The sequence below is a fragment of the Candidatus Glomeribacter gigasporarum BEG34 genome, from assembly GCF_000227585.1.
In the GTDB taxonomy this organism is placed as follows: Bacteria; Pseudomonadota; Gammaproteobacteria; order Burkholderiales; family Burkholderiaceae; genus Glomeribacter; species Glomeribacter gigasporarum_B.
The window spans coordinates 15,358-42,206 of sequence record NZ_CAFB01000039.1 but is presented as its reverse complement, the minus strand read 5'-3'; the positions used below and the strand labels follow the sequence as shown (position 1 = coordinate 42,206).

At 53.2% G+C, this 26,849-nt stretch carries 29 protein-coding genes and 2 pseudogenes; 11 read left to right on the top strand and 20 right to left on the bottom strand.

The features are described from left to right. Nucleotides 1–4: 4 nt before the first annotated feature. Nucleotides 5–283, bottom strand: a complete 279-nt coding sequence (locus tag CAGGBEG34_RS03725; protein ID WP_006682522.1) for an HU family DNA-binding protein — start codon at nucleotides 281–283, stop codon at nucleotides 5–7. Nucleotides 284–428: 145 nt separating this feature from the next. On the opposite strand from CAGGBEG34_RS03725, the gene mutM reads away from it, so the two are divergent. After that, nucleotides 429–1,259 carry a bifunctional DNA-formamidopyrimidine glycosylase/DNA-(apurinic or apyrimidinic site) lyase gene (gene mutM / locus CAGGBEG34_RS03720; protein ID WP_006682521.1) on the top strand — a complete coding sequence of 277 codons (831 nt, stop codon included), beginning with the start codon at nucleotides 429–431 and terminating at the stop codon, nucleotides 1,257–1,259. A 287-nt stretch (nucleotides 1,260–1,546) separates the two neighbouring features. Here mutM and CAGGBEG34_RS03715 read toward each other — a convergent pair whose 3' ends face one another. After that, nucleotides 1,547–3,109, bottom strand: a complete 1,563-nt coding sequence (locus CAGGBEG34_RS03715; protein ID WP_238984951.1) for an ABC transporter substrate-binding protein — start codon at nucleotides 3,107–3,109, stop codon at nucleotides 1,547–1,549. Then, nucleotides 3,106–3,438: a hypothetical protein gene (locus CAGGBEG34_RS11235; RefSeq protein WP_006682519.1), complete on the bottom strand. Its 333-nt coding sequence runs from the start codon at nucleotides 3,436–3,438 to the stop codon at nucleotides 3,106–3,108. The genes CAGGBEG34_RS03715 and CAGGBEG34_RS11235 overlap by 4 nt, the downstream gene beginning before the upstream one ends. Nucleotides 3,439–3,593: 155 nt before the next feature. Between CAGGBEG34_RS11235 and dusA the strand changes: the two genes are divergently transcribed. Next, a complete protein-coding gene (dusA, locus tag CAGGBEG34_RS03710) occupies nucleotides 3,594–4,598 on the top strand; it encodes a tRNA dihydrouridine(20/20a) synthase DusA (protein WP_006682518.1) in 1,005 nt (334 codons plus the stop codon). Here dusA and rsgA read toward each other — a convergent pair. The 8 genes from rsgA to CAGGBEG34_RS03670 all read right to left on the bottom strand — a co-directional run bounded on the left by rsgA (nucleotide 4,556) and on the right by CAGGBEG34_RS03670 (nucleotide 11,245). After that, the gene (gene rsgA / locus CAGGBEG34_RS03705; protein ID WP_006682517.1) at nucleotides 4,556–5,464 is read right to left on the bottom strand and encodes a ribosome small subunit-dependent GTPase A; all 909 of its coding nucleotides are present in this window, start codon (nucleotides 5,462–5,464) and stop codon (nucleotides 4,556–4,558) included. The genes dusA and rsgA overlap by 43 nt on opposite strands. A gap of 9 nt (nucleotides 5,465–5,473) precedes the next feature. After that, entirely contained in the window at nucleotides 5,474–6,445 is a 972-nt protein-coding gene (locus CAGGBEG34_RS03700; RefSeq protein ID WP_006682516.1) for a CobD/CbiB family protein, read from the bottom strand. An 87-nt stretch (nucleotides 6,446–6,532) separates the two neighbouring features. Further along, nucleotides 6,533–6,901 carry a 50S ribosomal protein L19 gene (gene rplS / locus CAGGBEG34_RS03695; protein ID WP_006682515.1) on the bottom strand — a complete coding sequence of 123 codons (369 nt, stop codon included), beginning with the start codon at nucleotides 6,899–6,901 and terminating at the stop codon, nucleotides 6,533–6,535. Continuing rightward, on the bottom strand, nucleotides 6,888–7,676 hold the full coding sequence (gene trmD / locus CAGGBEG34_RS03690) for a tRNA (guanosine(37)-N1)-methyltransferase TrmD (RefSeq protein WP_006682514.1): 789 nt from the start codon (nucleotides 7,674–7,676) through the stop codon (nucleotides 6,888–6,890). The genes rplS and trmD overlap by 14 nt, the downstream gene beginning before the upstream one ends. Before the next feature lie 30 nt (nucleotides 7,677–7,706). Then, the gene (gene rimM, locus CAGGBEG34_RS03685) at nucleotides 7,707–8,315 is read right to left on the bottom strand and encodes a ribosome maturation factor RimM (RefSeq protein WP_006682513.1); all 609 of its coding nucleotides are present in this window, start codon (nucleotides 8,313–8,315) and stop codon (nucleotides 7,707–7,709) included. Further along, entirely contained in the window at nucleotides 8,312–8,596 is a 285-nt protein-coding gene (gene rpsP / locus CAGGBEG34_RS03680; protein WP_006682512.1) for a 30S ribosomal protein S16, read from the bottom strand. The genes rimM and rpsP overlap by 4 nt, the downstream gene beginning before the upstream one ends. 200 nt (nucleotides 8,597–8,796) lie before the next feature. Continuing rightward, the gene (locus CAGGBEG34_RS11610; protein ID WP_006682511.1) at nucleotides 8,797–9,861 is read right to left on the bottom strand and encodes an OmpA family protein; all 1,065 of its coding nucleotides are present in this window, start codon (nucleotides 9,859–9,861) and stop codon (nucleotides 8,797–8,799) included. 70 nt (nucleotides 9,862–9,931) lie between these two features. Continuing rightward, nucleotides 9,932–11,245, bottom strand: a complete 1,314-nt coding sequence (locus tag CAGGBEG34_RS03670; RefSeq protein ID WP_042688010.1) for a YadA family autotransporter adhesin — start codon at nucleotides 11,243–11,245, stop codon at nucleotides 9,932–9,934. A gap of 211 nt (nucleotides 11,246–11,456) precedes the next feature. Here CAGGBEG34_RS03670 and CAGGBEG34_RS03665 point away from each other — a divergent pair, with 211 nt between their 5' ends. The 3 genes and pseudogenes from CAGGBEG34_RS03665 to CAGGBEG34_RS10610 all read left to right on the top strand — a co-directional run. Next, nucleotides 11,457–12,965, top strand: a complete 1,509-nt coding sequence (locus tag CAGGBEG34_RS03665) for an amino acid permease (protein ID WP_006682510.1) — start codon at nucleotides 11,457–11,459, stop codon at nucleotides 12,963–12,965. Nucleotides 12,966–12,977: 12 nt separating this feature from the next. Continuing rightward, nucleotides 12,978–13,547, top strand: a complete 570-nt coding sequence (gene dcd, locus CAGGBEG34_RS03660; protein ID WP_006682509.1) for a dCTP deaminase — start codon at nucleotides 12,978–12,980, stop codon at nucleotides 13,545–13,547. Next, nucleotides 13,544–13,687 (top strand): annotated as a pseudogene (locus CAGGBEG34_RS10610) (carbamoyl-phosphate synthase small subunit); the annotation flags it as partial. The gene dcd and the pseudogene CAGGBEG34_RS10610, both read left to right, overlap by 4 nt. A 21-nt stretch (nucleotides 13,688–13,708) precedes the next feature. On the opposite strand, the gene CAGGBEG34_RS03655 reads toward CAGGBEG34_RS10610, so the two are convergent. Beyond that, nucleotides 13,709–15,040, bottom strand: coding sequence for a type II toxin-antitoxin system HipA family toxin (locus tag CAGGBEG34_RS03655; protein ID WP_006682508.1), 1,332 nt, complete (start codon nucleotides 15,038–15,040; stop codon nucleotides 13,709–13,711). Further along, nucleotides 15,037–15,342, bottom strand: a complete 306-nt coding sequence (locus CAGGBEG34_RS03650; protein WP_006682507.1) for a helix-turn-helix domain-containing protein — start codon at nucleotides 15,340–15,342, stop codon at nucleotides 15,037–15,039. The genes CAGGBEG34_RS03655 and CAGGBEG34_RS03650 overlap by 4 nt, the downstream gene beginning before the upstream one ends. 87 nt (nucleotides 15,343–15,429) lie before the next feature. On the opposite strand from CAGGBEG34_RS03650, the gene CAGGBEG34_RS11935 reads away from it, so the two are divergent. Continuing rightward, nucleotides 15,430–15,561: a hypothetical protein gene (locus tag CAGGBEG34_RS11935; RefSeq protein ID WP_275226124.1), complete on the top strand. Its 132-nt coding sequence runs from the start codon at nucleotides 15,430–15,432 to the stop codon at nucleotides 15,559–15,561. Nucleotides 15,562–15,782: 221 nt separating this feature from the next. Here the strand turns inward: CAGGBEG34_RS11935 and radC are convergent, their stop codons facing one another. Continuing rightward, a complete protein-coding gene (radC, locus tag CAGGBEG34_RS03645) occupies nucleotides 15,783–16,496 on the bottom strand; it encodes a RadC family protein (protein ID WP_042688075.1) in 714 nt (237 codons plus the stop codon). Between the two features lie 87 nt (nucleotides 16,497–16,583). On the opposite strand from radC, the pseudogene CAGGBEG34_RS10050 reads away from it, so the two are divergent. The 5 genes and pseudogenes from CAGGBEG34_RS10050 to CAGGBEG34_RS03620 all read left to right on the top strand — a co-directional run. Next, a pseudogene (locus tag CAGGBEG34_RS10050) lies at nucleotides 16,584–16,841 on the top strand (FKBP-type peptidyl-prolyl cis-trans isomerase); the annotation flags it as partial. Between the two features lie 46 nt (nucleotides 16,842–16,887). Next, the gene (gene ispH, locus CAGGBEG34_RS03635) at nucleotides 16,888–17,829 is read left to right on the top strand and encodes a 4-hydroxy-3-methylbut-2-enyl diphosphate reductase (protein ID WP_081463729.1); all 942 of its coding nucleotides are present in this window, start codon (nucleotides 16,888–16,890) and stop codon (nucleotides 17,827–17,829) included. Between the two features lie 26 nt (nucleotides 17,830–17,855). Further along, complete coding sequence (locus CAGGBEG34_RS03630) at nucleotides 17,856–18,272, top strand: phage holin family protein (protein WP_006682504.1); 417 nt, start codon at nucleotides 17,856–17,858, stop codon at nucleotides 18,270–18,272. A 118-nt stretch (nucleotides 18,273–18,390) separates the two neighbouring features. Next, nucleotides 18,391–19,179 (top strand): hypothetical protein, encoded by a 789-nt coding sequence (locus tag CAGGBEG34_RS03625; RefSeq protein ID WP_006682503.1) that lies wholly within the window; start codon nucleotides 18,391–18,393, stop codon nucleotides 19,177–19,179. Then, a complete protein-coding gene (locus CAGGBEG34_RS03620) occupies nucleotides 19,163–20,785 on the top strand; it encodes an ABC transporter substrate-binding protein (protein WP_081463728.1) in 1,623 nt (540 codons plus the stop codon). The genes CAGGBEG34_RS03625 and CAGGBEG34_RS03620 overlap by 17 nt, the downstream gene beginning before the upstream one ends. An 80-nt stretch (nucleotides 20,786–20,865) precedes the next feature. Here CAGGBEG34_RS03620 and bfr read toward each other — a convergent pair whose 3' ends face one another. From bfr to ftsA, 6 genes are all read right to left on the bottom strand, one after another. Then, nucleotides 20,866–21,342: a bacterioferritin gene (bfr, locus tag CAGGBEG34_RS03615; RefSeq protein ID WP_006682501.1), complete on the bottom strand. Its 477-nt coding sequence runs from the start codon at nucleotides 21,340–21,342 to the stop codon at nucleotides 20,866–20,868. 122 nt (nucleotides 21,343–21,464) lie between these two features. Continuing rightward, a complete protein-coding gene (ubiE, locus tag CAGGBEG34_RS03610; protein ID WP_006682500.1) occupies nucleotides 21,465–22,196 on the bottom strand; it encodes a bifunctional demethylmenaquinone methyltransferase/2-methoxy-6-polyprenyl-1,4-benzoquinol methylase UbiE in 732 nt (243 codons plus the stop codon). 168 nt (nucleotides 22,197–22,364) lie between these two features. Beyond that, nucleotides 22,365–23,432, bottom strand: a complete 1,068-nt coding sequence (locus tag CAGGBEG34_RS03605) for a PDDEXK family nuclease (RefSeq protein ID WP_006682499.1) — start codon at nucleotides 23,430–23,432, stop codon at nucleotides 22,365–22,367. Nucleotides 23,433–23,444: 12 nt separating this feature from the next. Further along, nucleotides 23,445–24,260 (bottom strand): DNA-methyltransferase, encoded by an 816-nt coding sequence (locus CAGGBEG34_RS10045; RefSeq protein ID WP_006682498.1) that lies wholly within the window; start codon nucleotides 24,258–24,260, stop codon nucleotides 23,445–23,447. A 115-nt stretch (nucleotides 24,261–24,375) separates the two neighbouring features. Beyond that, nucleotides 24,376–25,533, bottom strand: coding sequence for a cell division protein FtsZ (gene ftsZ, locus CAGGBEG34_RS03595; RefSeq protein WP_042688063.1), 1,158 nt, complete (start codon nucleotides 25,531–25,533; stop codon nucleotides 24,376–24,378). A 75-nt stretch (nucleotides 25,534–25,608) separates the two neighbouring features. Beyond that, entirely contained in the window at nucleotides 25,609–26,841 is a 1,233-nt protein-coding gene (ftsA, locus tag CAGGBEG34_RS03590) for a cell division protein FtsA (RefSeq protein WP_006682496.1), read from the bottom strand. Between the last annotated feature and the right edge of the window lie 8 nt (nucleotides 26,842–26,849).

Sequence of the window (26,849 nt, the reverse complement as noted above, 5' to 3'; positions counted from 1 at the left end):
ACGCCTAGCGTTTATTGACCGCATCCTTAAATGCCTTGCCGGCAGTAAATTTGACCGTTTTGCACGCAGCAATGCGGATAGACTCTCCGGTTTTGGGATTACGTCCGGTACGCGCGGCCCGTTTACCCAGCGTATAGCTGCCAAAGCCAACCAGCTGCACTGGATTTCCTTTGGAGACGGACTTTTTGATCGTTTCCAGCAATGCGTCCAGTATTTCACCCGTTAAGGCTTTGCTGGCGCCCGTTTTTGAGGAAATGGCTTCGATGAGTTCCTGTTTGTTCATACAATTTCCTTATTCCTTATCGGTGGTTTAAACGACGATCATTCTAAACACTCTCGGTGGCGCAGCGCAGCCGCATGGAGGATTCATATTGCTGCGCCTGTGCAACATCTCAATACGCTGGAAGACTGATGCTCAAGTTTAGCTCATGCCTGAATTGCCAGAAGTCGAAGTGATCCGAAATGGGATTGCAACGTGTCTGATTGCACAGCGCGTTGAACGGGTCATTGTACGCACTGCCCGGCTGCGCTGGCCAATTCCTCCGCAACTGGGTCTGCTGATGACAGGCGAAATTATCCAGGATGTCGGGCGCCGCGGCAAATACCTGTATGTCGAATGCAGCCAGGGTTATCTGCTGATCCATCTTGGCATGACCGGCACGCTGCGGATATGGCCGCGCCATGCGCAGGCCGTCACGGATCGGCACGATCATGTGGACTGGATATTTGAAGATTGCCTCTTGCGTTTCCGGGACCCGCGCCGCTTTGGCGCGCTCTTATGGCATCCGCGCAACGCGGGCGATATTCTGCTGCATCCGCGCCTTTCCAGCATTGGGGTCGAACCTTTATCCGCCGCCTTTCACGGCGTGCATCTTTATCAGCATACGCGTGCACGCCAGATCTCGATCAAGCAAGCGCTACTGTCCGGGAAGATAGTTGCCGGCGTCGGGAATATCTACGCATGCGAAAGTCTGTTCCGCGCAGGTATTCATCCGGCAAAGACCGCTGCGCGCATTTCAGCGCCTCGTTATATAAAACTGGCCGGTGCGATTCGGGCAACGCTGGCGGAAGCGATTGAAAAAGGCGGCAGCACCTTGCGTGACTTTAAGGATAGCTTTGGGGAAGGCGGCTGTTTTCAGCTCGATTGTTTTGTCTATGGCCGCGCTGGACGACTCTGCCGACAGTGCGGCGCTGTGATCCGCAGAATCGTGCAGTGCCAGCGCGTTACTTATTACTGTCCGCGTTGTCAGCGGTTTTAAGATATGTTTTACATATTCACTTCTGCAGGTTGCCTGTTTCAGCACGATCAACCCATATTTTCCTCTGTGTCCCTTTATCCAGATCAAGTTGACGATAGCCACCTGGGCACTCTGTTTTGAACATTGAATCTGGGGGGAAATATGGACTTTCTGCTTGCATCCCTCATTCATCAATATTGGCATGAAGAGGATGTAACGTTTGGGAACCGAATACGCGCAAGGTTTAAGCAAGATTTTTTTAGAGGCTTCACAAATTGAGGCGCTTTGGAAAAATGAAACGCTGGAAATTATTTCAGGCCAACCCCGGAAAAAATCGTCGGGCCAAGCGGATTGATTTTGAAGCCCGTCACATGCTTGTTGACAACCTGGTAGTTGATCGCGTAGGCGAGGGGGGTAACCGGCTGCTCGCGTTTCAACAGCTTTTGTGCTTGTGTATAAAGCTGAGAGCGTTCAGCAATATCCAGTGTTTGAGCGGCGCGCTGAATCAAGTCGTCGAATGATGAATGACACCATCTTGATAGATTAAAACCATGACCTATTTCAGTGCAACTGAACACTTTCAACAGGTTTTCAGGATCAGGAATATTGCTGATTATTCCGATAAGCAATACATCGTGTTTGCCATTGATTGCGCGCTTAATAAACTCTCCCCATTCATAGCCGACGATTTTTGCTTCAACACCCATTTCCTTCCAGTCTGACTGAATGATTTCGGCTGTCAACCGTGGATTTACATTCGTCCCAATTGAAGAATGCGGTATCCACAAAGAAAATTTAAATCCGTTCGGGTAGCCCGCTTGCGCTAACAGGGCTTTTGCCTGTTTCAGATCACGCGGCGCATCTTGCAATGTTTTGTCATACGACCACTGCAACGGCGGCAGCGGCGCAACGGCAATTTGCGCGCGCCCTTCATACACTTGATTTATAAGGGCTTTCTTATCAATTGCCATCTCCAGTGCACGGCGCACCCGCACATCATCCAAAGGTTTATGGGCGGTGTTATATATCAGATAGCGGACATTGAAACCTGGCTGACTGAGCGCCCGAAGACCTGGATCATGTTTAAGCACGGGGATATCCGTCGAACGCAAGCTCGTCACAACCTGACACTCATTCGCCTTGAGCTTCTGCGCACGCACAGCGGCATCTGGCACGATATCAAAGATCAGCCTGGACAACTGCACCTCATCGGGTTTCCAGTACTCAGGGTTGCCCCTAAACCGAATCGTTGCATCCTTTATGTATTCCTGAAAAATAAACGGGCCTGTGCCAATCGGTTTCCAACTGATATCAGAGGGGTTGCCCTCCTTCAGCAATTTCGCGGCGTATTCAGCAGAGAGAATTGAGATCACAGGCGCTGCCAGCTTCACTAAAAAGGGCGCATGCACAGTATTCAAAGTAAATCGTATGGCGTGCCCTTCATCCAGCGCTTCAATCCTGGAAATGAGGTTGTCTAAACCAAGATGATGAAAATCCGTAAATTCGACCGGATAGGCTTTACGGAACGGCATATTCGGATTGCGCATCCGCTCAAAAGTGAAGAGCACATCCTCTGCGTTGAATTCGCGCGTTGGCTTGAACCAGGGCGTACTGTGAAATTTTACGCCGCGTCGTAGATGGAATGTGTAGACTTTCCCGTCCTTTGAAATGTCCCAACTTTCAGCAAGGCCCGGTTCAAGCTTCGTCCCGCCGCGCTCAAATTCAAGCAATCGGTTATAAAGGCTCACCGAGCTTGCCGTGTGATCCGGAATGGTTCTGGCCTGGTTCGCGTCGAACCCTATCGGGCTAGCCTCAGAGCAATAGTTGAGGGTTTTATCCGGTATTGCAGCGATGCTGTTCGATGTATTCATAATGGATGTTTTGTTATAAGAATTTTGTTCTCTATTTTTCTGTGCCATTGCACGGCATTTTTGTGATTGGATAGAATGATTTGGTTTAAATTCAGATTTCTATGACTTGTTTTATTTATCCAGAGGTCATGTCGCTTCATTCCAATAATTTGATCAGTAGATTGCGCTCCACAAAGACTAGCCATGTAATAGTTGACGCATAGATATTTATCTGAACGTGCATCTCTTAGATTGCATGACTCTGGAAAAACTTTTACGAAATCATATAAAAGACTACCGTCAAGACTGATCCGTCTTCTTAAATCCTCAGAATCTAAAACAGTATTCATAGGGAGTGCCTAACCGATGAAAATTCTTTGAGCTGTTGAGGCTACTCCCATTTTTTAGTAATGTTTCAACTTATCATTCAATAATTAACTTTTTGAGTAGAAAAAAGAATGGTTTTACTCTCAATATCTTCTTTCTCTTCTTCCGTACCGACCTGATGCGTCTTTGCATCGCGCCAATGATGGGCTGGACCGACCGGCATTGCCGCTACTTTCACCGATTGCTGACCCGCCGCGCATGGCTTTATACGGAAATGGTGGCGGTGGGCGCATTGTTGCATTCAGACGCGGCCCGTCATCTTGCGTTTGACGAAAGTGAGCACCCGGTCGCGTTGCAGTTAGGCGGCAGCAATCCAGATGAACTGGCTGATTGCGCCAAGCGCGGTGAAGCGGCGGGTTACGATGAAATTAACCTGAATTGCGGCTGTCCTTCCGCGCGCGTGCAACGCGGGGTATTCGGCGCGGCGCTGATGGCACAGCCCTTGCGCGTTGCCGAGTGCGTGCGCGCGATGCGCGATGCAGTGTCGATTCCAGTCACGGTCAAACACCGGATCGGGCTCGATGATATTGAAGAATACGCCTTTGTGCGTGATTTTATCGGCACGGTCGCACACGCGGGCTGCCAAACCTTTATCGTGCACGCGCGCAGCGCCGTATTGCATGGCCTCAATCCAAAAGAAAACCGGAGCGTGCCGCCGCTCCGCTACGAGGTCGCGTACCGGCTCAAGCGCGATTTTCCAGCTCTTGAAATCATTCTGAACGGCGGTGTCACGACGCTTGCGCAGGTTGAACGCCATCTCGCGCATATCGATGGCGTTATGCTGGGCCGCGCGGCGTATCACAACCCGTGGTTACTGGCCGGGATTGACCACCGTTTTTATCAGGCCAATGCGCCAGTTGCGCAGCGCGCGGATGTGATTCCAGCGCTCAAAGCCTATTATGCGCGCGAAAGCGCGCGCGGAGCGCCTTTGAAGGCGGTGACCCGCCACATTCTCGGCCTGTACCACGGCGTGCCCGGCGCGCGCCGCTGGCGGCGCACTTTATCCGACACAGAGCGATGGACAGATGGACCCGCACCATTGCTGGATGCAGCGGCGGGTTTGCAGATCAATCCTGACCGTCAGAAACGAGTCAATTGCGCTTCGCGCAGCAGTTGCGCGTAGAGGGCGTACCTCTGTGTATCGATTTTCCGCGCTACAACCGCAGTCCGCACAGCGCACTCCGGTTCATGCAAATGACGGCAATCCGAAAAACGGCATTGGGATACAAAAGGCTGGAATTCGGTAAAAGCCTGTGCGAACACCTTTTCAGACACATGATGCAAACCAAAGTTTTGAAAGCCGGGCGAATCGATGAGCGCGCCGCCGTTCTTCAGCGGATAGAGCCGCGTAAACGCCGTGGTGTGTTTGCCTGTACGCAGGGCAGTGGAAATCTCTTGTGTTTTGGCCTGCGCGCCGGGCGCGAGCAGATTCACCAGGGTGGATTTTCCCGTTCCGGAGGGGCCGAGCAGAAGCGTGATCTGATGTTTCAGCCGGATTTCAAGTTGTGAACGGGCCGCTTCCGGCTGCGTTTTTGCTGAAATTTCAAGCGCCGTATAGCCGAGACTCCGATACAGATCAAGACGCGCACGGGCAACCCGCGCAGCCGCTTCAAGATCGGTTTTGTTCAACACGATCAACGCACGCACGCGATGCGCATGCGCGGCAACCAGCGCGCGGCCAAGCAGCATTTCGCTCACCCGGGGAACGGCAGCGAGCACAAACAGGAGCTGGTCGAAATTCGACGCAAAGATTCTGGATTTAAACCGGTCTGAACGGCACAGCCAGGCGCGGCGCGGCAAAATTTTGATGATGACGCCTTGATCGCGCGCGCGGCGTTCGATGCTGACGCAGTCACCGACGGCCGCTTCGCTTTTTTTTCCGCGCGGGAAACAATGTAGAAATGGACAGGCGGATTCCGAACGAGCGGGAGCAACCAAATAATGACGGCCATGCGCAGCCACCACAAGGCCATCTTCGCGCGCCGTCATGCAGAAAGGCTACCCAAGCCAGACCGCGCACGTCAACATCAGCAACAATACCATCCACAGAACCACGGCGCGCCAGACCAGACCTGCCGCCCGTTGCAGTGCAGCGGGGGAGTACGTTGCATCGGGAAGCGGTGAGGATACCCATCCGATGGGAAGCGCATCCATATCTGGATACTCAGCAGTATGCGGCGCAGTCAGCGGCGCGCCCAACGCGCCGCCGCCGACCGTCGCCAGAACCGTATCGTTTGCAGCAATCCAGGGCTGGCGCAGAGTGCGCCATGTATGAACGGCATCCTCAAAATTACCCACTACTGCAAAACCGAATGCCGTTAAACGGGCCGGGAGCCAATCGATCCAATAAAAGGCCCGTTGCGCAAAGCGGGAAAATGAAGCGGAGGGCGGCGCGTTCGTGTCATGTGGTGTCAATAAAGCGCCGGAAGGTTTGCTCCATGTGCGCGCCAGAGTCTCCGCAATTCGATACAGGACCGCGCCCGCAGGTCCAAGCGGCATCAGAAACCAGAAAAAAACGCCAAATACGTGGCGGTGTACGGCAATCACAGCATGCGCCAGGGTTTGACGGACAATTTCAGACGCTGGCATATCGCTGATCTTTATGCCTGTCCATATGTGCAGAGTCTCGCGCGCACGCCCGATATCGTCATGATTTAACGCGCGCTGAATATCGGTGAAGTGATGACTGAATTTTCTAAAGCCGAGCGTGAAATACAGAATGACAACATTCCACGCAAAAGCGAACAGAAAATGCAAACGGTACAGCGCGATGTAAATCAGCGCGGCAGCGAGCGTCCAGGGCAGCGCGACGCTTAACCACGCCATCGCCTCATATTTGGATTTGCCAACATCCAGCGCTTGCCGGATGCGCAGCGCGTGGTAGCGCAACAGTCCAGTCACAGGATTATTGAACGGTAATGCGCGCTTCTGCTCAAGAATGAGGGCCAGCAAGACAGATAGGAAAGTCATTTGAATATTCCTAATGGATAGAATCTATTCCGAGCGCCGCCCTACGCAGCATGCTGCCCGCCGCGCAGTAAGATTGTGAACAGGCTCTTAGGCGCGGCGCGGCAATTTCTCCTTAATGCGCGCAGCTTTACCGGAGCGGTGACGCAAATAATACAGTTTCGCGCGGCGCACATCCCCCCGGCGCTTGATCACGATGCTCGCCAGAAGCGGCGAATAGGTCTGAAAGCTGCGTTCGACACCTTCGCCCGAAGAGATTTTCCGGACAATAAACGATGAATTCAGGCCGCGATTGCGTTTTGCAATCACGATCCCTTCATATGCCTGAATACGTTTGCGATTCCCTTCAACCACATTCACGTTAACCACTACGGTATCGCCCGGCGCAAAGTCCGGAATTGATTTGCCGTTTGTCAGGCGCGCTATTTCTTCCCGTTCGAGTTCTTCAATCAAGTGCATTTTCATATTCCCCATTAGGCGCTATTCCACTGCATTGTCCCAACCATGCCTCGTCCGTTTGAGTCAAGCGGCCCTGTACGCGCGCCGCTCTAATCAATTCGGGCCGCCTGAACTGCGTATTGGCCAGCGCCCGTTTGCGCCGCCATTGTCCGATGCGCGCATGATGTCCGCCAAGCAGCACTTCAGGAACGCACATGCCATTGTATTCCTGCGGGCGCGTGTAGTGCGGACAATCGAGCAGCCCATCGCTGAAACTGTCCTGTTGCGCCGATTGTGCATCATTCAGCGCGCCGGGCAATAAGCGGATGACGGCGTCCATCAGCATCATGGCCGGCAGCTCTCCGCCTGACACCACAAAGTCACCGACGCTGATTTCGTCTGTGATCGCGCCATCGATCAAACGTTGATCGATGGCTTCATAACGTCCGCATACCACAATCCACCCGGATTCCGCCGCCAGTTGTACGACATCCGCGTGCGTGAGCGGCTTGCCTTGCGGGCTCATCAAAATGACGCGCGCCGCAACATTGCCGCTTGCCGCTTGCGCGTTTTTTGCCGCCTGAATCGCTGCGGCGAGCGGGGGCGCCCGCATGACCATGCCAGGCCCGCCCCCGTAAGGACGGTCATCCACTGTCCGATGCCGATCCTGTGTGAAATCGCGCGGATTCCAGGTCCGCAAATGATAGCGCTGCCGCTGCGCCGCGCGTCCGGTCACGCCCCAGCCAGTCAACGCGCGGAATATGTCCGGAAAGAGGGTAATGGCATCCAGTTGCATGGTTGAATATCACAGGCGCCTGTTTCTTTCCTATCCATCCCAATCGCTCCGCCAATCCACAATCATCTGATGATGACCTAGATCAACTTCCAGAATATAGGCATTGACAAATGGAATCAGTAATTCCCGGTTTTGTCCAGCGCTGGCTGCGTTGGACGCATGCGGTTCGACGCATAACACCGCATGCGCGCCATGATCGAGTAAATTGCGCACAATGCCGAGTATTTCCCCTGCAGTATTGATGACCTGAAGCCCGATCAAATCGGTCCAGTAATATTCATCCTTTGGCAATTCCAGGAAATCAGCCCGGCGCACGAACACCCTCCCGCCCTTCAGCGTAAGCGCAGTCTCGCGTTCGGCGCATTCAGCGAACTGCGCAATCAGGGCGTCGTGGCGCGGTTTTGCGTTCAATACCGTAACCCTGGAGCCTGTCCACGCATCTACTGCGCGGGCGCTGTGCTGCGCCGGGCGAAGCGGACGCTCTTTGATCAGTTGCCAGCGCTTGGCCGCGAGGAGCGCGCGACCGCTTAAATGGCGCGCTGCATAAGGCTTCACCTTGACCCATCCCCGTATGCCGTACGCGCCGGTAATCCTGCCGACCTCAATGAAGCGATCCGCGCGTGTTCCAGTTGTGTTCAATCCCCTGTTTCAGGCACGCAAACTTCGGATGAAGCCGCCGCTCTGCGCGCCTGTTTCACCAGACGCGCTACCGTTTCGGATAACTGCACCCCGGTATTTTTCCAATAGGCAAGGCGATCTTGCGCAAGGCGCAGTGCGCAGTCGTTTTTGCTTGCAAAGGGATTATAAAAACCGATCCGTTCGATAAAGCGGCCATCGCGGCGGTGGCGCGAATCGGTCACCACAATATTGTAAAAAGGACGTTTTTTTGCGCCGCCGCGCGCAAGGCGAATGGTTAGCATGAAAACTCTTTCGTGTGTTGCATGAATGAAATGGATCGCGGAATTATATCGGATTGCTCAAGAAAAAGCGCCGCATGGCACAATGCCATCCGGCGCTCGAAGCACGCACGTTAGAGCATTTTTCAGCGGCTTGCACTTGTCACTTCGCGCTTTTGCTCCTGTGCAATCTCACTGAAAAATGCTCTAGAACCTGTGCAAGCTTATTCAGAAGCGCTTTTCGTTCCAACCACTTCCACTTCCACCCGGCGATCTGGCGCAAGGCAGGCAATCAACGCTTGACGCTGCGTTTTCAGATTCTGATTGCAGCCCGTCGTCACCGGATTGCGTTTGCCTTTTGCTTCGGTATACGTGCGTTTCGCATCGATGCCTCTGTGGACCAGATAGGCTTTCACTGCCTGGGCGCGCCGCGCAGAAAGCCCGTCATTGTATTTGTCGGTACCAATTCGATCAGTATGGCCCGTCGCCACAATGACTTCAAGATCAATGCCTTTGATTTTTGCGGCAAGATCATCGAGTTTCGCCCGGCCTTCCGGTTTCAGCATGCTTTTATCAAAATCAAACAGGGTCTCCGCCTGATATTTGACTTTCTGGCTGGTGATTGGAGATGGCGGAGGCGGGGCGGGCGGCGTGCAGCTTTGCAGTTCCTGTTCGGCCTGCTGGAGCATCTGTTCAGCCGTGGCAACCCGTTTTTCCGCCGCGGAGAACAAACGCGACCAGGCTTCGTGTCCCGCGTGCGACAGGACAACTTCCGTGCAGGCTAGCGTGCGCTGCGCAGGCAGGCAATCCCGCATTTTGGGATCCTGTTGCAATTGCTGGATTTTCGTCCACAGATCCGGGCGCACCTGCCGGACGGTGCGCAGCGGCGGGTTGCTGAGCTCAGGACTGCGACCGCCTTCCATCGCGGAGATCAGACGGTCGGCTTCGCCCAGCGCTTCCTGCACAAAGCCCCACTGGTTGCGCACCGCGCGTTCAGCGCGCGCCGCGTCAATCCAGCACTGCGCCTTGGCAGAGAAATATGCGGCATCAGGATATTTGGCTTTGAGCGCATCCCAGCGCTGCTGCATCGCGGAAATCGAGCCGGCGGGAACGGAGGTGCCGTATTTGTCAAACCAGACGCGATCGGGCGCGCCGGCTTCAAAACTCTGTTCCGCGCCGAAGCCTCTTTGCAGGACTGTGGGGTCGGTAATCCCCAGCGTGTCCCGGGCCGTTGCGTGCGTAGCGCAGAGCGCCAGCGCGCAGGCCGTGGAAATCAGGGTTCGTTTCATTGGAAATCTCGCTATGAAATAACGGCCCGGCCTTTAGCCGGGCCGCTGGAGGGCCTATGGATGTGCAAAATTATTGTCCAAGCGTAAAGGCAAGCCCGACTCTGACAACGGTATTCGGGCCTCTGGCATGACCTGCGGCCGCATTAAAGTTCACATTGCCTTTTGGACTCCAGTATGAAAGGCCAAGACCGACCGCCTGCTGACCGCGGTAGGTTGCGCCATTCACGCTGACCACAGCGCGGCCAGGCAGATAGGGCGTGACGCTTTGCAGAACCGCAGCCGCCGCAATCCCGCGCCGGGTGTTTCTATCCAGATCAAGCAGGCGATTGTCGGTGTCCTTGAGCACTGCATTTAATTGATCCATATTCGCCGCATCGGTGCCTTGAACGCCCGGCGCGACATTGGAGATGATCCGCTCATGATCTTTGGAACCGACCGAAACCGTGTTGGGACGGTCCGCGACCGAGCCTTGACCCAACGCGACCGAATCCTTCGCGGTTGCCTGTGCGCCCTGGCCAAAGGCGGACGCATTCTTGCCAGATGCGGTTGAATCGTTGCCAACAGTCATGGAGCCATCCGGGCCATTACGCACTCCCCAGCCAATATTGCCGCTGCCCTTACCTTTATTACCGCTGTCCTCACCTTTATTACCGCTGTCCTCATCTTTATTACCGCTGTCCTTGCCGCCGCCACCACCGCCACCGCCGCCCTGCTGTAGCTTGCCAATATCCTGCGTGTTTTTGGCCACCTGGGCCGTGAGGCTGGTGATATCTTTCAAGCCCTGGGTCAGTATGTTGTTGACACCGATCAGTGCAGCGCCGACATCGTGAAAGTTTTCGTTGCCGATGATATAGGTCGGCGCATGGATCGCACCGTCTTTATCGATCGCCGCGCCGCCGCCCAATGCCGTGAGGATGCCGCGCAGCTGACCGACGTTGACAGCATCCTGATCCTCGGTACCGTTCTTCAGTTTGGTAATTTTGTTGTCATTTAAATTCACATCGTAGTAGAAAGTACTTGGAGCTCTGACGTTGAGCTGATTTGTGTTGATCTCAATCCTGTCTTGATAGCCCAGGATCCGCGAAGCGGCAAGGGTAGGGTCGCCCGTGCCATTTGCATTACCGTTCGTTTTCAAAGCAAACTGCGGTGACGCCTCCTTACATTCCAAGGTGACTGTGTGGTCTGCGCCGTCGGGTCCAATTGCTTTTCCTTTTGAGTCTGTTCCGCATAACTGCAATCCCCCATTGGAGGCTAGCGGGGCTGGCTGCGCGGATGCAATCCCCGGCAAGCTCAGCGCGCCTGCGCCTGCCATCCAGGCCGCGATGACGGGAATCGCGCGTAATTTAAAGGGAAGCGCGCCGCGTCCAGAATTCAGTTTTCTCATTGTCAATACCTCGTCCTTTCAAAGTTGATCAATCAAAAATACGTTTAAAACGCACAGGCATCATACGCAATTTATTGCTCAATATGTGCTGAATGCGCACACGGGCGTTGTTGTTAAACAACAGAGACCGCCTGCTGCGCATGAGTCATAATTCGGATGATGCATATTTTGCATTTTCCCTGCGCGTTCACCCATACCTCTTTTCTTGTATATGAAAACACTCTGGCAAAAAAAATCCATTCCAGCATTGGAAACTGAGACGCTAGAAATGCCTGAAGCGTTGTCCGGCGCTGATTCGGCGCACCGGATGCGGCGCACTTTATCGGGTCTGGATGTGGTACTGCTCGGCATTGGCTGCGTGATTGGCGCGGGGATTTTTGTGCTGACCGGACATGCGGCAGCGGCTTTTGCAGGGCCATCGATCATGCTTTCCTTTGCGCTCGGCGCATTGGTCTGCGCGCTTTCCGGCCTGTGCTATGCAGAGATGGCCTCGATTGTGCCAGTCTCAGGCAGCGCCTATACCTATGCCTATGCAACGCTCGGTGAGTTGGTTGCCTGGATGATTGGCTGGGATCTGATTCTGGAATATTGCCTCGGCGCAACGACGGTCGCCATTGGCTGGTCGGGCTACGCGGGAAGTATTTTGAGGAATTTCGGCATTGTATTGCCTGAACGGTGGTCTGAGTCTCCATTTGTCTACGATGCGGTGGCCGGATGGAGCCGCACGGGCGCCTGGCTGAACGTGCCCGCGATGCTGATTGTAGCGGCGGCGACACTGCTGCTGACCCTGGGGGTGCAGGAGTCGACGCGCGTGAATAACTGGATGGTCGTGATCAAAGTGGCGATTGTGCTGATTTTTATCGCGGCAGGCATTGGATATGTGGACACTGCCAATTGGGTGACGCCTTCCAACCCAAATGGCGCCTTTATTCCGCCGAATAGCGGGCAACTCGGCGAGTTTGGCTTCAGCGGCGTACTGCGCGGCGCGGCGGTCGTATTCTTCGCCTATATTGGTTTCGATGCCGTGTCCTGCGTTGCGCAGGAAACAAAAAATCCGCGCCGCAATATTCCGGTTGGACTGCTCGGCTCGCTTGCGATCTGCGCGGTTCTGTATGTGCTCGTGTCCTATGTATTGACCGGGGTGGTGCCCTTCAACCGGCTGCACGTGCCGGACCCGATTGCGGTCGGCATCGATGCCATCGGCATGCCCTGGTTATCGCCATTGGTCAAGCTGGGGGCGCTGGTCGGGCTGAGCTCGGTGATTCTGGTGCTGATTATGGCGCAATCGCGCATTTTCTATGTGATGGCCCAAGATGGGCTATTGCCGGAATTCGCCGCGAAAATTCACCCGCGTTTCCATACGCCTTATTTGACGACATTGTGGATTGGCGCGGCGGTGACAGCGCTGGCAGGCATCTTACCTATCGGGTTGGCGGGCGAACTGGTCAGTATTGGCACTTTATCCGCCTTTGTTCTGGTATGTATCGGCGTTCTGGCGCTGCGCATCAGGCAGCCTGAATTGCCGCGCGCCTTCAGAACGCCGGCGATTTATCTGGTTGCGCCAATGGGCGCGCTCTCGGCGCTGTTTCTGATGTCTGGTCTGCCCGCCGATACTTGGATTCGGCTCGTGCTCTGGATGGCGCTTGGACTGTCGATCTATTTCGCATATGGCCGCCACCATAGCGCGCTGAACACGCATTGCTTGAAGGCTGCTGCTTAAAATGAGGCGCAAATGAGTATCAAATCCGATCAATGGATCCGGCGCATGGCGCACGCGCACGGGATGATAGAGCCATTCGAGGCGGAGCAAGTCCGCGTCGCCCCGAACGGACAAAAAATGATCAGTTATGGCACCTCAAGCTATGGCTACGATATCCGTTGCGCCGATGAATTCAAAATTTTCACGAATATCAACTCGACGATTGTTGATCCTAAGTTCTTTGACGAAAAATCCTTTGTCGATTTTCGCGGTGATGTCTGCATCATTCCGCCGAATTCGTTCGCGCTCGCGCGCACGGTTGAATATTTCCGCATTCCCCGCGATGTGTTGACATTGTGCGTTGGCAAGTCAACCTATGCGCGCTGCGGCATTATCGTCAATGTGACACCTTTCGAGCCTGAGTGGGAAGGCTACGTCACGCTGGAGTTTTCCAATACCACCCCGCTGCCTGCAAAGATTTATGCCAATGAAGGCGTCGCGCAGGTGCTGTTTCTTGAAAGCGATGAAGTCTGCGCGGTGTCGTATCAGGATCGCGGCGGTAAATATCAAGGGCAAAATGGGGTGACACTGCCAAGAACCTAGAGCATTTTTCAGTCGATTTGCCCGCGGAGCGAGCGCGAAGACAGTATGGGGATCGATGCGGGCGGAGCAGGTCTCTATCGCGCAGCGATGGAGGCGACCCCGCAGCGATCCCGAATACACAGAACGGCGAAGCGACATAGGGAAAATCAGTGAAAAATGCTCTAAGCAAATCTTCGCGGTAATGCGGACCTAAGCAGCGCGATGCCATCGATGCGCGCCAGGATTTTCATGCGCAACTCATCCGGTACAGGCAAATCCTTTAACGCCGCCGGCCATACATCACAGATGCGCTCCAGCGTTTGTCTGATCTCCCGCGCAACGGCGCGGGGCGCGAAATGCGCCGCTTTGGCAACGCGCAGAAAATCGTCCAGGCTCATGCTCTGATACATTTTTTCAACCTCTTCGTTCAGCGCATATCGTCCAGCGCCGAGATAGGCAATCACCGGCACCATATCGTATGCGGGAGAAAGGCGGGGATAGCGGCCATCCGGATAAATAAAGGAAAAATTTTTCAAATGGGCGTCGGTATTTCCCATCATCACATTGACCACCTGCCGACGGAAAAACTGCGCCGCATCTTCGTACCGGTTGGGCGAATAGGCGTGAAGGGCTGCCAGCGCGGCGATGTAGGCGGACTGCGGCCCGTATTTGTCTTTGGGGCGCCGGCCGTTGACCTGACACCAATCTTCGATATGAACCGGCGACTGACCGGCAACGCGGTCGAAGCGCGCAACGGCCAGAAAATAGTCGGATGGACATAGTTGCTCAATGCCGCCGATATCGAGGGTATCCGTGCGCTCGATCCAGAAGTCGGGCACATTCACGTGCGCGAGCCGAGCAAGGCGCATCCCCGCGTATTCCACTTCCACGCTGTCGCGGCGCGTAAGCGAAGGCAATTTCGCGACGATCTCCTGGCCAGTATCGGCATGCGTCTTTAAGGTGTAGCGCCGGCCCTTCTCGACCATAGACAGGGCCAGTTTCATTTGTTGGCCGGCCAGGCTGAACGCGCCTTCGACCGGCGCTGCCACCGGCGTTGCAACCACATCGCGGCGGCCGCCTTCCTGCAGGGCGGCTGCGTGACGTTCAAGCCGCGCGCCAAGGCGCTCTATATCGCTGGGCCGGATCACGAGCGCGCCTGGCAGCGAACTTCCGGTCGCCGCCAGAAGCTCGAATGCGTCGTGCGTCGAGACCTGCCGCTGGTCCGCAATCCAGTCGAGCAGCGCGCCCTCAGGCAGCAGGTTCTCAAAGAACGCGGGCACAGCGCCGAGCGAGCGCGTCCAGCGCGTGCCCGATTTGGTGAAAATCTCGCGCGTATCCGCGTCTCCGGTGATCTCGTCCAGGCTGTTGTAGGAAAGCGAAAGCGTGGGACGATGGGGATTTTCCAAATAAGACTCATCGCCTAAAAATTGCACAATATCGCCCGTCTTCGATAGACGGCCAACCAGCGTCGCGCCGAGATACACATCGAGGAACTGAAACCGCACGCTCATCATTTACCGCGTCTGGAAAGCGCGCGTTCAAGCGCTGACGGGGTTTGTTCAACCGCCATCAGCGAGGCGTGGGAAGACAGCAACGACTGCACCAGCGCAACCGATTCTTTCGGGACCACCATGACCCTGGCGTCAAGCGCATCCGCCAGCGCTTCGACGCTGCTCAGGCGCAGGTCAACGGCCTTTGGCCGGTTAAAAATGACCGAAAGCCGAGGCAGTGCAAAACCGGTCCGTTTTTCAAGCGTGGTTAAGCTGAATCCTAAATCCGAGCGGCGCCGGCGGAGCTGCTCGATGAGAGTGCACATGATCGAATTGAATAAGTTTCAAAGAAATCTTATTCAAAAATATAAGGAGAAAACCTTGGAGAGTCAATATAGCCAAGCGACTTTAATTTGAGACAAGGAAGCAGCCGCGAAGACAGTATGGGGACCGATGCGGGCGGAGCAGGTCTCCATCGCGCAGCGATGGAGGCGACCCCGCAGCGGGACCATACGGCGAGCGGCGATGACGCCGGATCGAACTAAAGTCGTTTGGCTATATGGGATCGATGCGGGCGGAGCGGCGAAGTCACAACGCTATGCAAGCCGCTGAAAAAGGCTCTAAGAACCTGTTCACGATCTTACTGCGCACCCGTGATACAGGGTCGGGCGGTGCTCGGAATCCTCACATATATCAAATATGCTCCGGTTCCTGCGCTCCTTCCTTCCCTGTCTGACGGGCGCTCGTGACAGATCGTAAACAGGTTCTAAAGCATCTTCTGTTCGACAAAGGACATGATCGAATTCGCCGAAACAACGAAATGGTCCAGCAATCGAATATCAAATAACGCGAGCGCGGCTTGAAGTTGTTTGGTCAAGTGGAAATCGGAGGGACTCGGCTCAGCGTTTCCAGACGGGTGGTTATGGGCAACAATCAGCGCCACGGCATTGCATAGCAGCGCTTGCCGCGCAATCTTCTGCGGGTAGACAGCCGTGTGCGTCAGCGTGCCGTGCGACGATTCTTCTGCGCGGATCAAACAGTGACGCGCGTCCAGATATAAGCATACAAATACTTCATAGGAACGCGTGCCAATCAGAAGTTTTAAATAATCCCGCACGACATCAGGAGAATCAAAGGATGCGGTGCTGCGCAGCTCCTCCGCGAGCGCGCGCTGGGTGAGCGCTCCGATTGCATGCAATTGGGCAATTTTCGCGGGCCCAATCCCGCGCACCGCGTTCAGTTCATCGCTGGGCGCGGACAGAAGCGCGCGCACTGAGCCAAAACGGCTGATCAAGGCGCGCGCAAGGTCAACCGCACTTTGGCCTTCCACCCCAACGCGCAGGAAAATCGCCAGCAATTCCGCATCCGATAAAGTGCTTGCGCCATTCGTTGCAAGTTTTTCGCGCGGGCGTTCGAGCTTCGGCCAACGGTCAATGGTATGGTTTTGATGCGCCTTCTTGCGCCTGCGCTCATTTACAATGCCATGCGCCTGCGCTTGAGCAGCGCGCCTTTGCTGACGCGCCGCGCTATTGGAGCGCGGATTGACTTCTGGATGTTCGTGCACATCATGATCCGCTCCCGCCCGTTTAAAATCGAACCTGGTTCGCACGTCACCCTTCATGACCGCCTCTCTTTTTCAAGGGGCGCGGATATTCTTCATACCTTTGGGCGCCACCCCGCAACGCTGCTATCAGGCGCGGGACAGTTGGCCCCTTTTCTTGAAGATATTCTGCCGGGGATGAAAGCGGGCGACCATTCGACCGTTCAGCTAAGGCCGGAACAGAGGTTCGGCATGCCTGAACACCCGCTCGCCGGCCAGCGGCTGATTTTTGAAGTACACATCATCGCCGTTCTCCAGATGCGTGATTGCCATGCCAGAATTTTCCTCCACCGACCCTGAGGTTCTGCTCGCGCAGCCGCGCGGCTTTTGCGCCGGCGTGGATCGCGCGATTGAAATTGTCGAGCGCGCGCTCGCGCGTTTCGGCGCGCCGGTCTATGTACGGCATGAGATTGTCCATAACACGGTGGTGGTCAATGAGCTGCGCCGCAAGGGCGTGATTTTTGTGGAAGCGCTTGAGCAGGTCCCAGCAGGCGGCATGCTTATTTTCAGCGCTCACGGCGTATCAAAAAAAATTCAGAAAGAAGCCGAACATCTTGGATTACGCGTATGGGATGCCACGTGCCCGCTGGTGAAAAAAGTACACGTTGAAATCGCAAAAATGCGCGCGGACGGCGATGAAATTGTGATGATTGGCCACCCAGGACATCCAGAGGTTGAGGGTACGATGGGCCAGGTCCAGGACGGCGTTTATCTGGTTGAGGATGTGCACGATGTGGCGGCGCTCCGTATTGCTGATCCCAAGAAACTGGCGTATGTGACGCAGACGACTTTGTCCGTTGATGATACGTGGCGGATTATTGCAGCGCTCAAGGCGCGCTTTCCAGAGATTCGCGCGCCTAAAAAACAGGATATTTGTTATGCCTCTCAAAACCGGCAGGACGCGGTCAAATGGATGGCGCCGCTATGTGATATGGTCATTGTCGTTGGCAGCCCGAATAGTTCAAATTCGAACCGTCTGCGCGAAGTAGCTGGAAAACGCGGCATTCCAGCGTATCAGATCGATGCGCCGGAACAGATCAATCCAGGCTGGCTGACAGGTAAACGCCGGATTGGACTCACGGCCGGCGCGTCAGCGCCCGAAGCGCTTGCGCAGGCGGTGATTCAACGGCTGCGTGAACTGGGGGTTAAGCGCGTGCGTCTGCTGCAGGGCGTGGAAGAAACGATATCGTTTCCATTACCGCGCGGGCTATAGACATAGATTTTGTTTTGGACAATGCGATGAAATGCCTCTTCCGCCATTCATGGCGTCGATGGATCGTCCATTCCGCGATCGGCGCTTTGTATCTGCTCGGTTGCGCGGCGCTGATTGGCTTTATCCGGCGGCGGTGGTTTGGAGTTGAAGCGCTGGGCGCCATGCATTTCGATGATCACGACAAAACGCTGCTGACGTTGGCGGGCGTGGGCGCGGCGATTGCTTTCGGTAAAGTGCTCGCAGGCGGAGAACAAGTCACGCTGCGCTTGATCGCCGGGCGTCTGATCATCGGCGCGGGACTCTCCATGGCAGCGGCAACTGCATTCATGATGATTCCCAATGTACCGCCGGCAGCGCTGGTCGGTCTTGGCTCGGCGCTGGGGGTTCTGGGTCAATCCTTTCTGGAACGGCTGGTTCAGCGTTATTGGAAGAATCCGCAATGAAAGTCACTATTTTCAACCAGAAAAGTGAATTATAGAATGAAGTAGAGCATCCATTACAGAAAAACAGGATTATCCTTAATCGATGACAGCATTTTCATTGCATCGGTTGAGGAAGCTTATGGATACAGCGCAGATTCTGCATGATTTAGGAAGCATCCGTTTTAACGTTAGTTTTTTATATGATCTTGTAGAGCATTTAAACGGATGCGCTCATATAAAAGACGCACAGACAGGAAAATTTATTTATAGCAACTATTCTAATGCAGCCGCTCTAAAACTTGATTCCGTGGATCATCTAATAGGATTAAGCGCTGCAGACATCCTTTCTCAGGATTGTCGTTTTTATGGCAATCTTGATTTGAACGCAAATATATTGTCCTGGATAGATTGTGAGTTAGCAAATACTGAAAAGATCGACCATCAAGTCAAATCAACCAAACGCGCGCTTCAAATTAAACACATTTATTTCACGGTCGGCGGTGCCCTTCAATTTGAGCGCTCTATAAAATTCCCCCTTCAAGATCAGAAGAATCAAAAAACCATTGCGATTCTCACTTATTCTGAAGATATGACCAGCCGACTTGGACTGCATAAACTCCTTCAGTTCTATCAGCAGTTTTATCATGGAAAGGAAGCAATTAAAAAATTCTTGCAGCATCTGAAGATAGATATTTACTTTCATCCATACGACCTACCCACACTCAAAGAAATCCGGATTTTATGCACAATGCGAGCAGACAACTCTATTAAATATGTGGCTCGCGCGATGGATACCTCTCCTGCAACCGCTACGAATCATATTTCCCAATTAAGAAATAAATGTTTGCAACCGCATTATTTGCACGAGATCATCCTCAAATTACGTTCACTGCCAACGGAGGCTGGCCGATATGCGCCGTTTATCTAATCTCGGCGTCATGCTGGGCCTCATCTGTAAGACTTCCCTATTGAGTGCACATACCACATTACCCAATAAGACACTCGTCTATTGCTCTGAAGGCAGCCCGGCAGGCTTTGATCCAGGCCGATACTCCAGCGGAGTGGAATACTCGGCAGTTGCGGAAACCGTTTTTAACAGACTGCTCGACTTTGATCTCAATAGCGAGACGCCGAAAATCCAGCCCAGTCTGGCTGAACGCTGGAAAATTTCAAAAGAGGGACGCGTCTATACCTTTTGGTTGCGTCACGGCGTGAAATTTCACGTCACGCCCTGGTTTATGCCCAGCCGTGAATTCAATGGCGAGGATGTCGTTTTTACTTTTGAACGCATGCGTAACCTGGAGATGCCATTCCGTAAAGCGTATCTGGCTGAGTTTCCGTATTGGCATTACACAGGCTTTGATCAACTGGTTGAGAAAATCGAACTGCCGGATCGGTTCAATCCATATATCGTGCGTTTTACGCTCAAGTCTCCCAACGCCGTTTTTCTATCGAATCTGGCTGCGCCCCCCGCATCGATTCTCTCCGCCGAATATGCGGCGCAATTGCTCAAGTCTGGCGCGCCTTCCGACATGAACCGCAGGCCGGTTGGGACCGGCCCTTTTATCTTCGAAAAATATGTGAAAGATGAATCCATACGCTATGCGGGAAATCCAGAGTATTGGAAACCGGAGGATGTCAAACTGTCGAAACTCGTTTTTTCCATTATCCCCGAAGCCGCCGTGCGCGTACAGAAACTCAAAAGCAATGAATGTCAAATCAGCGTCTATCCGCGTCTGGTCGATATTGCCGCGCTACAGTCTGATCCGAATATTGAAGTGCTGAGCAAACCGGCCTTCGGGATGAGTTATGTCGCCTATAACGTCACGCATCCACCTTTGGACAAGGTTTTAGTGCGTCGTGCGCTGGATATGGCGATCAATAAGAAAGCCATAATCGACGCAGTGTATGAAGGCCGCGCACAAGCAGCGGTCGCGCCCATGCCGCCCGTGCAATGGGCTTACGATAAAAGCTTGAAGGATGCGCCGCGCAATTCTAAACGGGCAAAAGCCTTTTTAACGCAAGCCGGCTATCCAAACGGGTTTAAAATAACGCTGTGGGCGCCTTCTCTACAGAGACCTTATAACCCGAGCCCAAAGCTGATGGCTGAAATGATTCAATCAGACTGGGCAAAGATCGGCGTCAAGGCGGACATCGTTCAGCGCCATGATTTTGCAGATTACATCAAACGCACCGGGAAAGGCGAGCACGATGCAATGCTTGCCGGAAAAATTATTGATAACGGCGATGTTGATAATTGGCTCGGGGAATACGGTTGCCGGGGAGTAGGCACTGCAAATTATTCGCTCTGGTGTTATAAACCCTTTGATGATCTAGTACAACAAGCGGTACACATCACCGATCTCCATCAGCGCACTCAGCGCTATTTAAAAGCACAGAAAATCTTCAAGCAAGAACAGCCGTTTACGCCAATCGCTTACCCCATTGTCTACCAGCCCATCCGAAAGAACGTGACCGGATTCAGAATTCATCCCTTTGGGCCTACACAGTTTAATGGCGTCAGCTTGAGATAGAGCATTTTCAGCGGCTTGCACGGTGTCGCTTCGCGCTCGCACCAGTGGCAATCTTACTGAAAAATGCTCTATAGTCAGGATCAGACGGGCGCACTCATCCCTGACTGCAGATAATTCTGGAGACCCAGCTTGTCCACCAGCTCAAGCTGCGTTTCAAGCCAGTCTATATGCTTTTCAGTATCGTTGAGAATGGCCGCGAAAAGATCGCGCGTCACAAAATCGCGCACCGATTCGCAATACGCAACGGCCTCCTTGCAACAGGCTTGAGACGCTTGCTCAAGTTTTAAATCACAGCTCAAAATTTCGGGAACGTCTTCGCCAATGAGCAGCTTGTGCAAATCCTGAAGATTAGGCAAACCATCAAGCACAAAAATACGCTCAATCAACTGGTCCGCATGTTTCATTTCGCCAATCGACTCCTGATATTCACGCTGTCCCAATTTTTCAAATCCCCAGTTCTTGTACATTCTGGAGTGCAGAAAATACTGATTAATCGCCGTTAATTCATTTTTGAGCTGTGCATTCAAATGTTCAAGGACTTTGGAATCGCCTTGCATAAAATTTCTCCTTCTTCTCGCTAGAAAGGGCTTCAGAAAAGGGCTTCAGAATTAGAGCATTTTTCAGCGAGATTGCACAAGGAGCGAGCGCGAAGCTACCCGTGCAAGCCGCTGGAAATACTCTAATATTTGGTTGCTGTGTGTAACGCTGTAATCCCCGCGGACAGATTGTGATAACGCACATGTGCAAGCCCAGCCGCTTCCATATGCGTTTTCAATATCTGTTGATCGGGATGCCGGCGAATCGATTCAGCCAGATAGCGGTAACTTTGAGCATCGCGCGCAATTTTTTCACCGAGCCAAGGGAGTATTTTGAACGAATATACATCGTAGAGTTGAGTCAGCGGCGCCCAGATTTTGGAAAATTCAAGTATCAGCAATTTGCCGCCTGGTTTGAGTACGCGACGCATTTCCGCGAGCGCGCGCTCTGGGCACGTCATATTGCGCAGGCCAAACGCAACGGTGACCACATCAAAATAATGATCGGCAAATGGAAGCCGCTCAGCATCGCACTGCGCGATTGGCATCATCCAGCCTTGATCAAGCAGCCGGTCGCGACCCATACGCAACATCGACGCGTTGATATCGGTCAGCCAGACTTCTCCGCATTCGCCCGCCTGTTTTGCGAATGCTTTTGCCAGATCGCCGCTGCCGCCTGCGACATCGAGCACCTTGAAGCCCGCGCGCACGCCGGCCTGGGCAATGGCAAATGCCTTCCAGCGCCGATGCAGCCCGGCGGACATCAGATCGTTCATCAGATCATATCTGGACGCAACCGAGTCAAACACGCGACCAACCAGACGGCTTTTTTCCTCTTCATCTACGGTCTGAAAACCAAAATGGGTTTTAGGCATGCATCACAGCCTTAGAGCATTTTTCAGTGAGATTGCACAAGGAACAAGCGCGAAGTGACGTAGTGCAAGCCGCTGAAAAATGCTCTAATCCGCCTGTTTGCGCAAAAAAGCCGGAATATCATAGGTATCCACGCCCAATCTAGATTTAATAGAAAGAGTCGACATTTTTTAAGTTCCTTGCTCTTTTTTAATATCATGGATAAATTGAGACATCGGCCGGACATAATCTTTCATGCCAAGATGATTCCGCGCACTTTCTAAACGGCGGCTATTATCCGGCAAATAGAAAACATGTCTCTGGATTCCCAATAAAGTTAATTTATCGTCGCTTAAATCTTCATCATAAGTAATTAAATGCCACACTTGCCATATTTTAAATTTGTTCAGTACATCATGATGAGCGCTAGAGACTTGCTTCCACCTTTCACGCAGCGTCCTTTTACAGGAAATACCGATAAGCCATTTGTCTCTGCGGAGTATCCACTTATCAATTTCAATATCTGCTTGAAAATGATCAGGCTTATTTTCAGCCTTAATATTGAAATATTTAAATAAGAAACTTGTCACATCTTCAAGACTTCCGCCTGCTCTACCTTTACGTTTTTGTCCCAGTCGCCTTTCGAATTCTTGCACATAGGCTGTCAGAACCGTATCGGATTCATGCTCAGACATGTGTCGAATACTCTGACGTAAATGTGCAAACCCTTGAACAATGCAACCGCGCTCTGCATTCAAGCATCCTATTACACCTGCGTTATCCCATAACTGAACCACTGTAGACAAAGCATCATTACCTAACCGATCAAGATATGCCTTTGCAACCTCTTCCGTATAGATTTTATCGTCATTCGGAATACTTTCCAACGCTACATTAATAGGAATTAAAATATTTTGTACGGTTAAAATGAATACTTTTATATCGCAGATATCTTTTAACTTGACGAATAAATCTTCAAGAAACAATTTGATACGTTCAGTTTTGGCCGTCTTCCTCGAAAACCTTTTTTCGAATAAATTTTGAATAATATTTTTAGATAGCTCAAACTTAATATCTTTGCTCTGAGCTGGCCCTTCAACAATTTGCTGTAAAGCAATACAAACCTCGGTTAGAAATTTACTCTGCCGGCCAATTGCCCCGTATTTATCTCCATTAATTAACATCCTCGCGAACCAATAGGCATTTTCCCATGGATTTTGATTCATTTCTTCTGAAATGGCACGATGTTTCTGTAGCATTTTATTTAGCTTTTAAACTCTCCATGGCTCGCCTCTTAAACGCTTCTCAGACATGATGCAATATTCTTCTGAAATATCAATACCAATAAAATTCCTATTCAGTTTTCTTGCCGCCATCGCGGTTGTTCCGCTGCCCATAAAAGGATCAAGAATAACTTTTGCATATGTGCTGCTAATAATCCTTTCTATCAGGGGTTGAGGGAATGGCGCAGGATGCGGGTTATTCATATCTTGCGCAAATTCCCATATATCGCCATGGGAATTCGCTTTTGGTGCCAATCTGAATTTTGACTTCGCGATTAGATAAATCACTTCATAAGTAGGCAGAAAATATCCGGCGTTAAAATTTATACCTCCTTTACGCCGCCAGATAATAATCTGGCGTACCGGGAATTGACCCACAATATCGTGACGATCTTGCAACAAACCATCCTGAACTCTCCATTTATGATTATAAAAAATGGCGCCGTGTTCAGGAAGAAGCCTGAGCATTTCTATCAGACAAGCGCGTTGCCAAGCGACGTATTCCCCATAAGGCATATTGTCGTGATGACTTGCATACCCATTTATAAGCCGAGCATGCTGCCATTTTCCGCCTCTGCCGTCTTTTAAACCATTCCCCGTAGAGTTTTTCAAATTGTAGGGCGGCGAAGTGACAACAAGATCAATGCCGGCATCCGGAATTTGGCGCATAACCGCTAAAGCATCGCCGCAAATAAAGCGATCAAGATATGCATTCAATGCGCCTCGAGCTTCTTTAATGTTCAGCGTTGAACGTTCTTGAGGCAATATATGTTCAGGTGAACTTGTAAAAGCCTGAGGAATCATTGGGTACTTCAAAATATCGAAAGCTCATTACAAAGGAAATAGAACACAAGCTCTACAGAAAAATGCTTAGGCTCTGTCGTTCAACAGAGCATATAATACATTGTTTGACGAACTTTCAATCCGCCTGTTTGCGCAAAAAAGCCGGGATATCGTAGGTATCCACGCCCTTCTCCTGCAACACGCTGACGTGCGCCGAGGCAGTTTCGCGCGCGCTGCGCCAGACCGCCGGGGTATCCAGCGCGCCGTAGTCCAGTCCAGCGCCGGTTGAATGATCGGTCCCTGTGTGGAGCAAGGTCATGGACACCTGATGCGTTTTTTTCGCCGAACGCCCCAGGCCGGTCGCGACCACGGTCACGCGCAGTCCATCGCCCATCGCATCATCGTAGACAGCGCCCAGAATTACGGTCGCGTCGTTCGCGGCGTAGTGCTTGATCGCATTCATCACTTCGCGCGTCTCGGCCAGGCGCAATGTGCGGCTCGCGGTAATATTGACCAGCACGCCGCGCGCGCCGGACAAATCGACGCCTTCGAGCAACGGGCTGGCCACCGCCTGTTCGGCAGCCAAGCGCGCGCGGTCGATGCCGGACACGGTCGCCGTGCCCATCATCGCTTTGCCCTGTTCGCCCATCACCGTTTTGACATCTTCAAAATCCACATTCACCAGCCCTTCAACATTAATAATTTCCGCAATGCCCGCGACCGCGTTATGCAATACATCGTCCGCGCACTGGAAGCATTTCTCCATTTCAGCGTCGTCACCCATCACTGAAAAGAGCCGTTCGTTCAACACCACAATCAGCGAATCCACATGCTCCTCAAGCTGCGCCGCGCCCGTTTCGGCAATCCGCATCCGTTTGCCGCCCTCAAACTCAAACGGCTTTGAGACCACGCCAACGGTCAGAATGCCCATTTCTTTCGCAATCTGAGCGACGACGGGCGCCGCGCCGGTGCCAGTGCCGCCGCCCATTCCCGCCGCAATAAAGACCATATGCGCTCCGCTCAGCGCATCGCTGATTCGCCCGCGCGCTTCTTCCGCCGCCGCGCGCCCCATTTCAGGTTTGGCGCCCGCGCCCAAACCCGTTTGCCCCAATTGAATCAGCATTGCGGCTTTTGAGCGTCCAAGCGCTTGCGCATCGGTATTCATGCACAAGAAATCCACGCCCTGCACGCCGCGGTTAAGCATATGCTGCACCGCATTTCCGCCCGCGCCGCCGACGCCGACGACTTTGATGATTGTGCCGCTGGTTTCCGTTTCTAGTATTTCAAAGTCCAGTTCCATTATTTGCTCCCCGTCAATCGATCGAAATTGATTTAACCCAGTCAAAATATCCCCCCCATCACTTTTTTATTAGAAACTCTTTACAAACCACTCTCTCATCCGCTTCCAGATCTGCCTGGCGGAATTCAGGCGCACTGCCTTCCTGCGCCCGCGCGATTGCTGCGCCTGCGCCTCAAGCAAGAGTCCCATTGCGGTGGCAAAGCGCGGATTGCGTACAACGTCCGCCAGCCCGCCCGCGTATTGCGGCATGCCCACCCGCACCGGCTTTAAAAAAATGTCTTCGCCCAGCTCGATCATGCCGGGCATCGAGGAGGCCCCGCCCGTCAACACGACGCCCGAACCGAGCACGCCCTCATAGCCCGATCCGCGCACCGCGTTTTGTATCAATCCGAACAATTCTTCGATGCGCGGCTCAATCACCGCGGCCAATGCCTGACGCGACAACATGCGCGGCCCGCGTTCGCCCAGCCCCGGCACTTCAATCATCTCGTCGTGTGCAACCAGCGCCTGCTTGGCAATGCCATGCCGGATCTTGATGACTTCTGCGTCCGGCGTCGGCGTGCGTAGCGCCATTGCAATATCGTTCGTGATTTGATCGCCCGCGATTGGAATCACCGCGGTATGCCGGATCGCGCCCTCGCTAAATACCGCGATATCGGTCGTGCCACCGCCAATATCGACCAGCACAACGCCGAGTTCTTTCTCGTCCTCGGTCAGCACGGCCAGGCTCGATGCAAGCGGCTGCAGAATCAAATCATTCACCTCCAAGCCGCAACGCCGCACGCATTTGACAATGTTTTGCACCGCGGAGACGCCGCCGGTCACAATATGGACCCGCACCTCAAGACGAATACCGCTCATGCCGATGGGTTCGCGCACATCTTCCTGTCCGTCGATGATAAATTCCTGCGGCAGAATATGCAGCACCTGCTGGTCGGTCGGAATATTGATTGCTTTCGCCGTTTCCATCACGCGTGTCACATCGGCCGGCGTAACTTCCTTGTCCTTGATCGCGACCATGCCGCTGGAGTTGAAGCTGCGGATATGACGGCCCGCAATGCCGGCGTATACATGCGCAATCTTGCAATCGGCCATCAGTTCGGCTTCTTCGAGCGCGCCCTGAATCGATTGCACAGTCGCTCCGATATTGATCACGACGCCTTTTTTCAAACCGTTGGAATCGCTTTGACCGACACCGATCACTTCGTAGCCGCCTTCACCGCGCTGTTCGGCCACCATCACGGCCACTTTTGAAGTGCCGATATCAAGCGCGACCAATAAATCCGTATCATCCTGCTTCATTAAGAAAT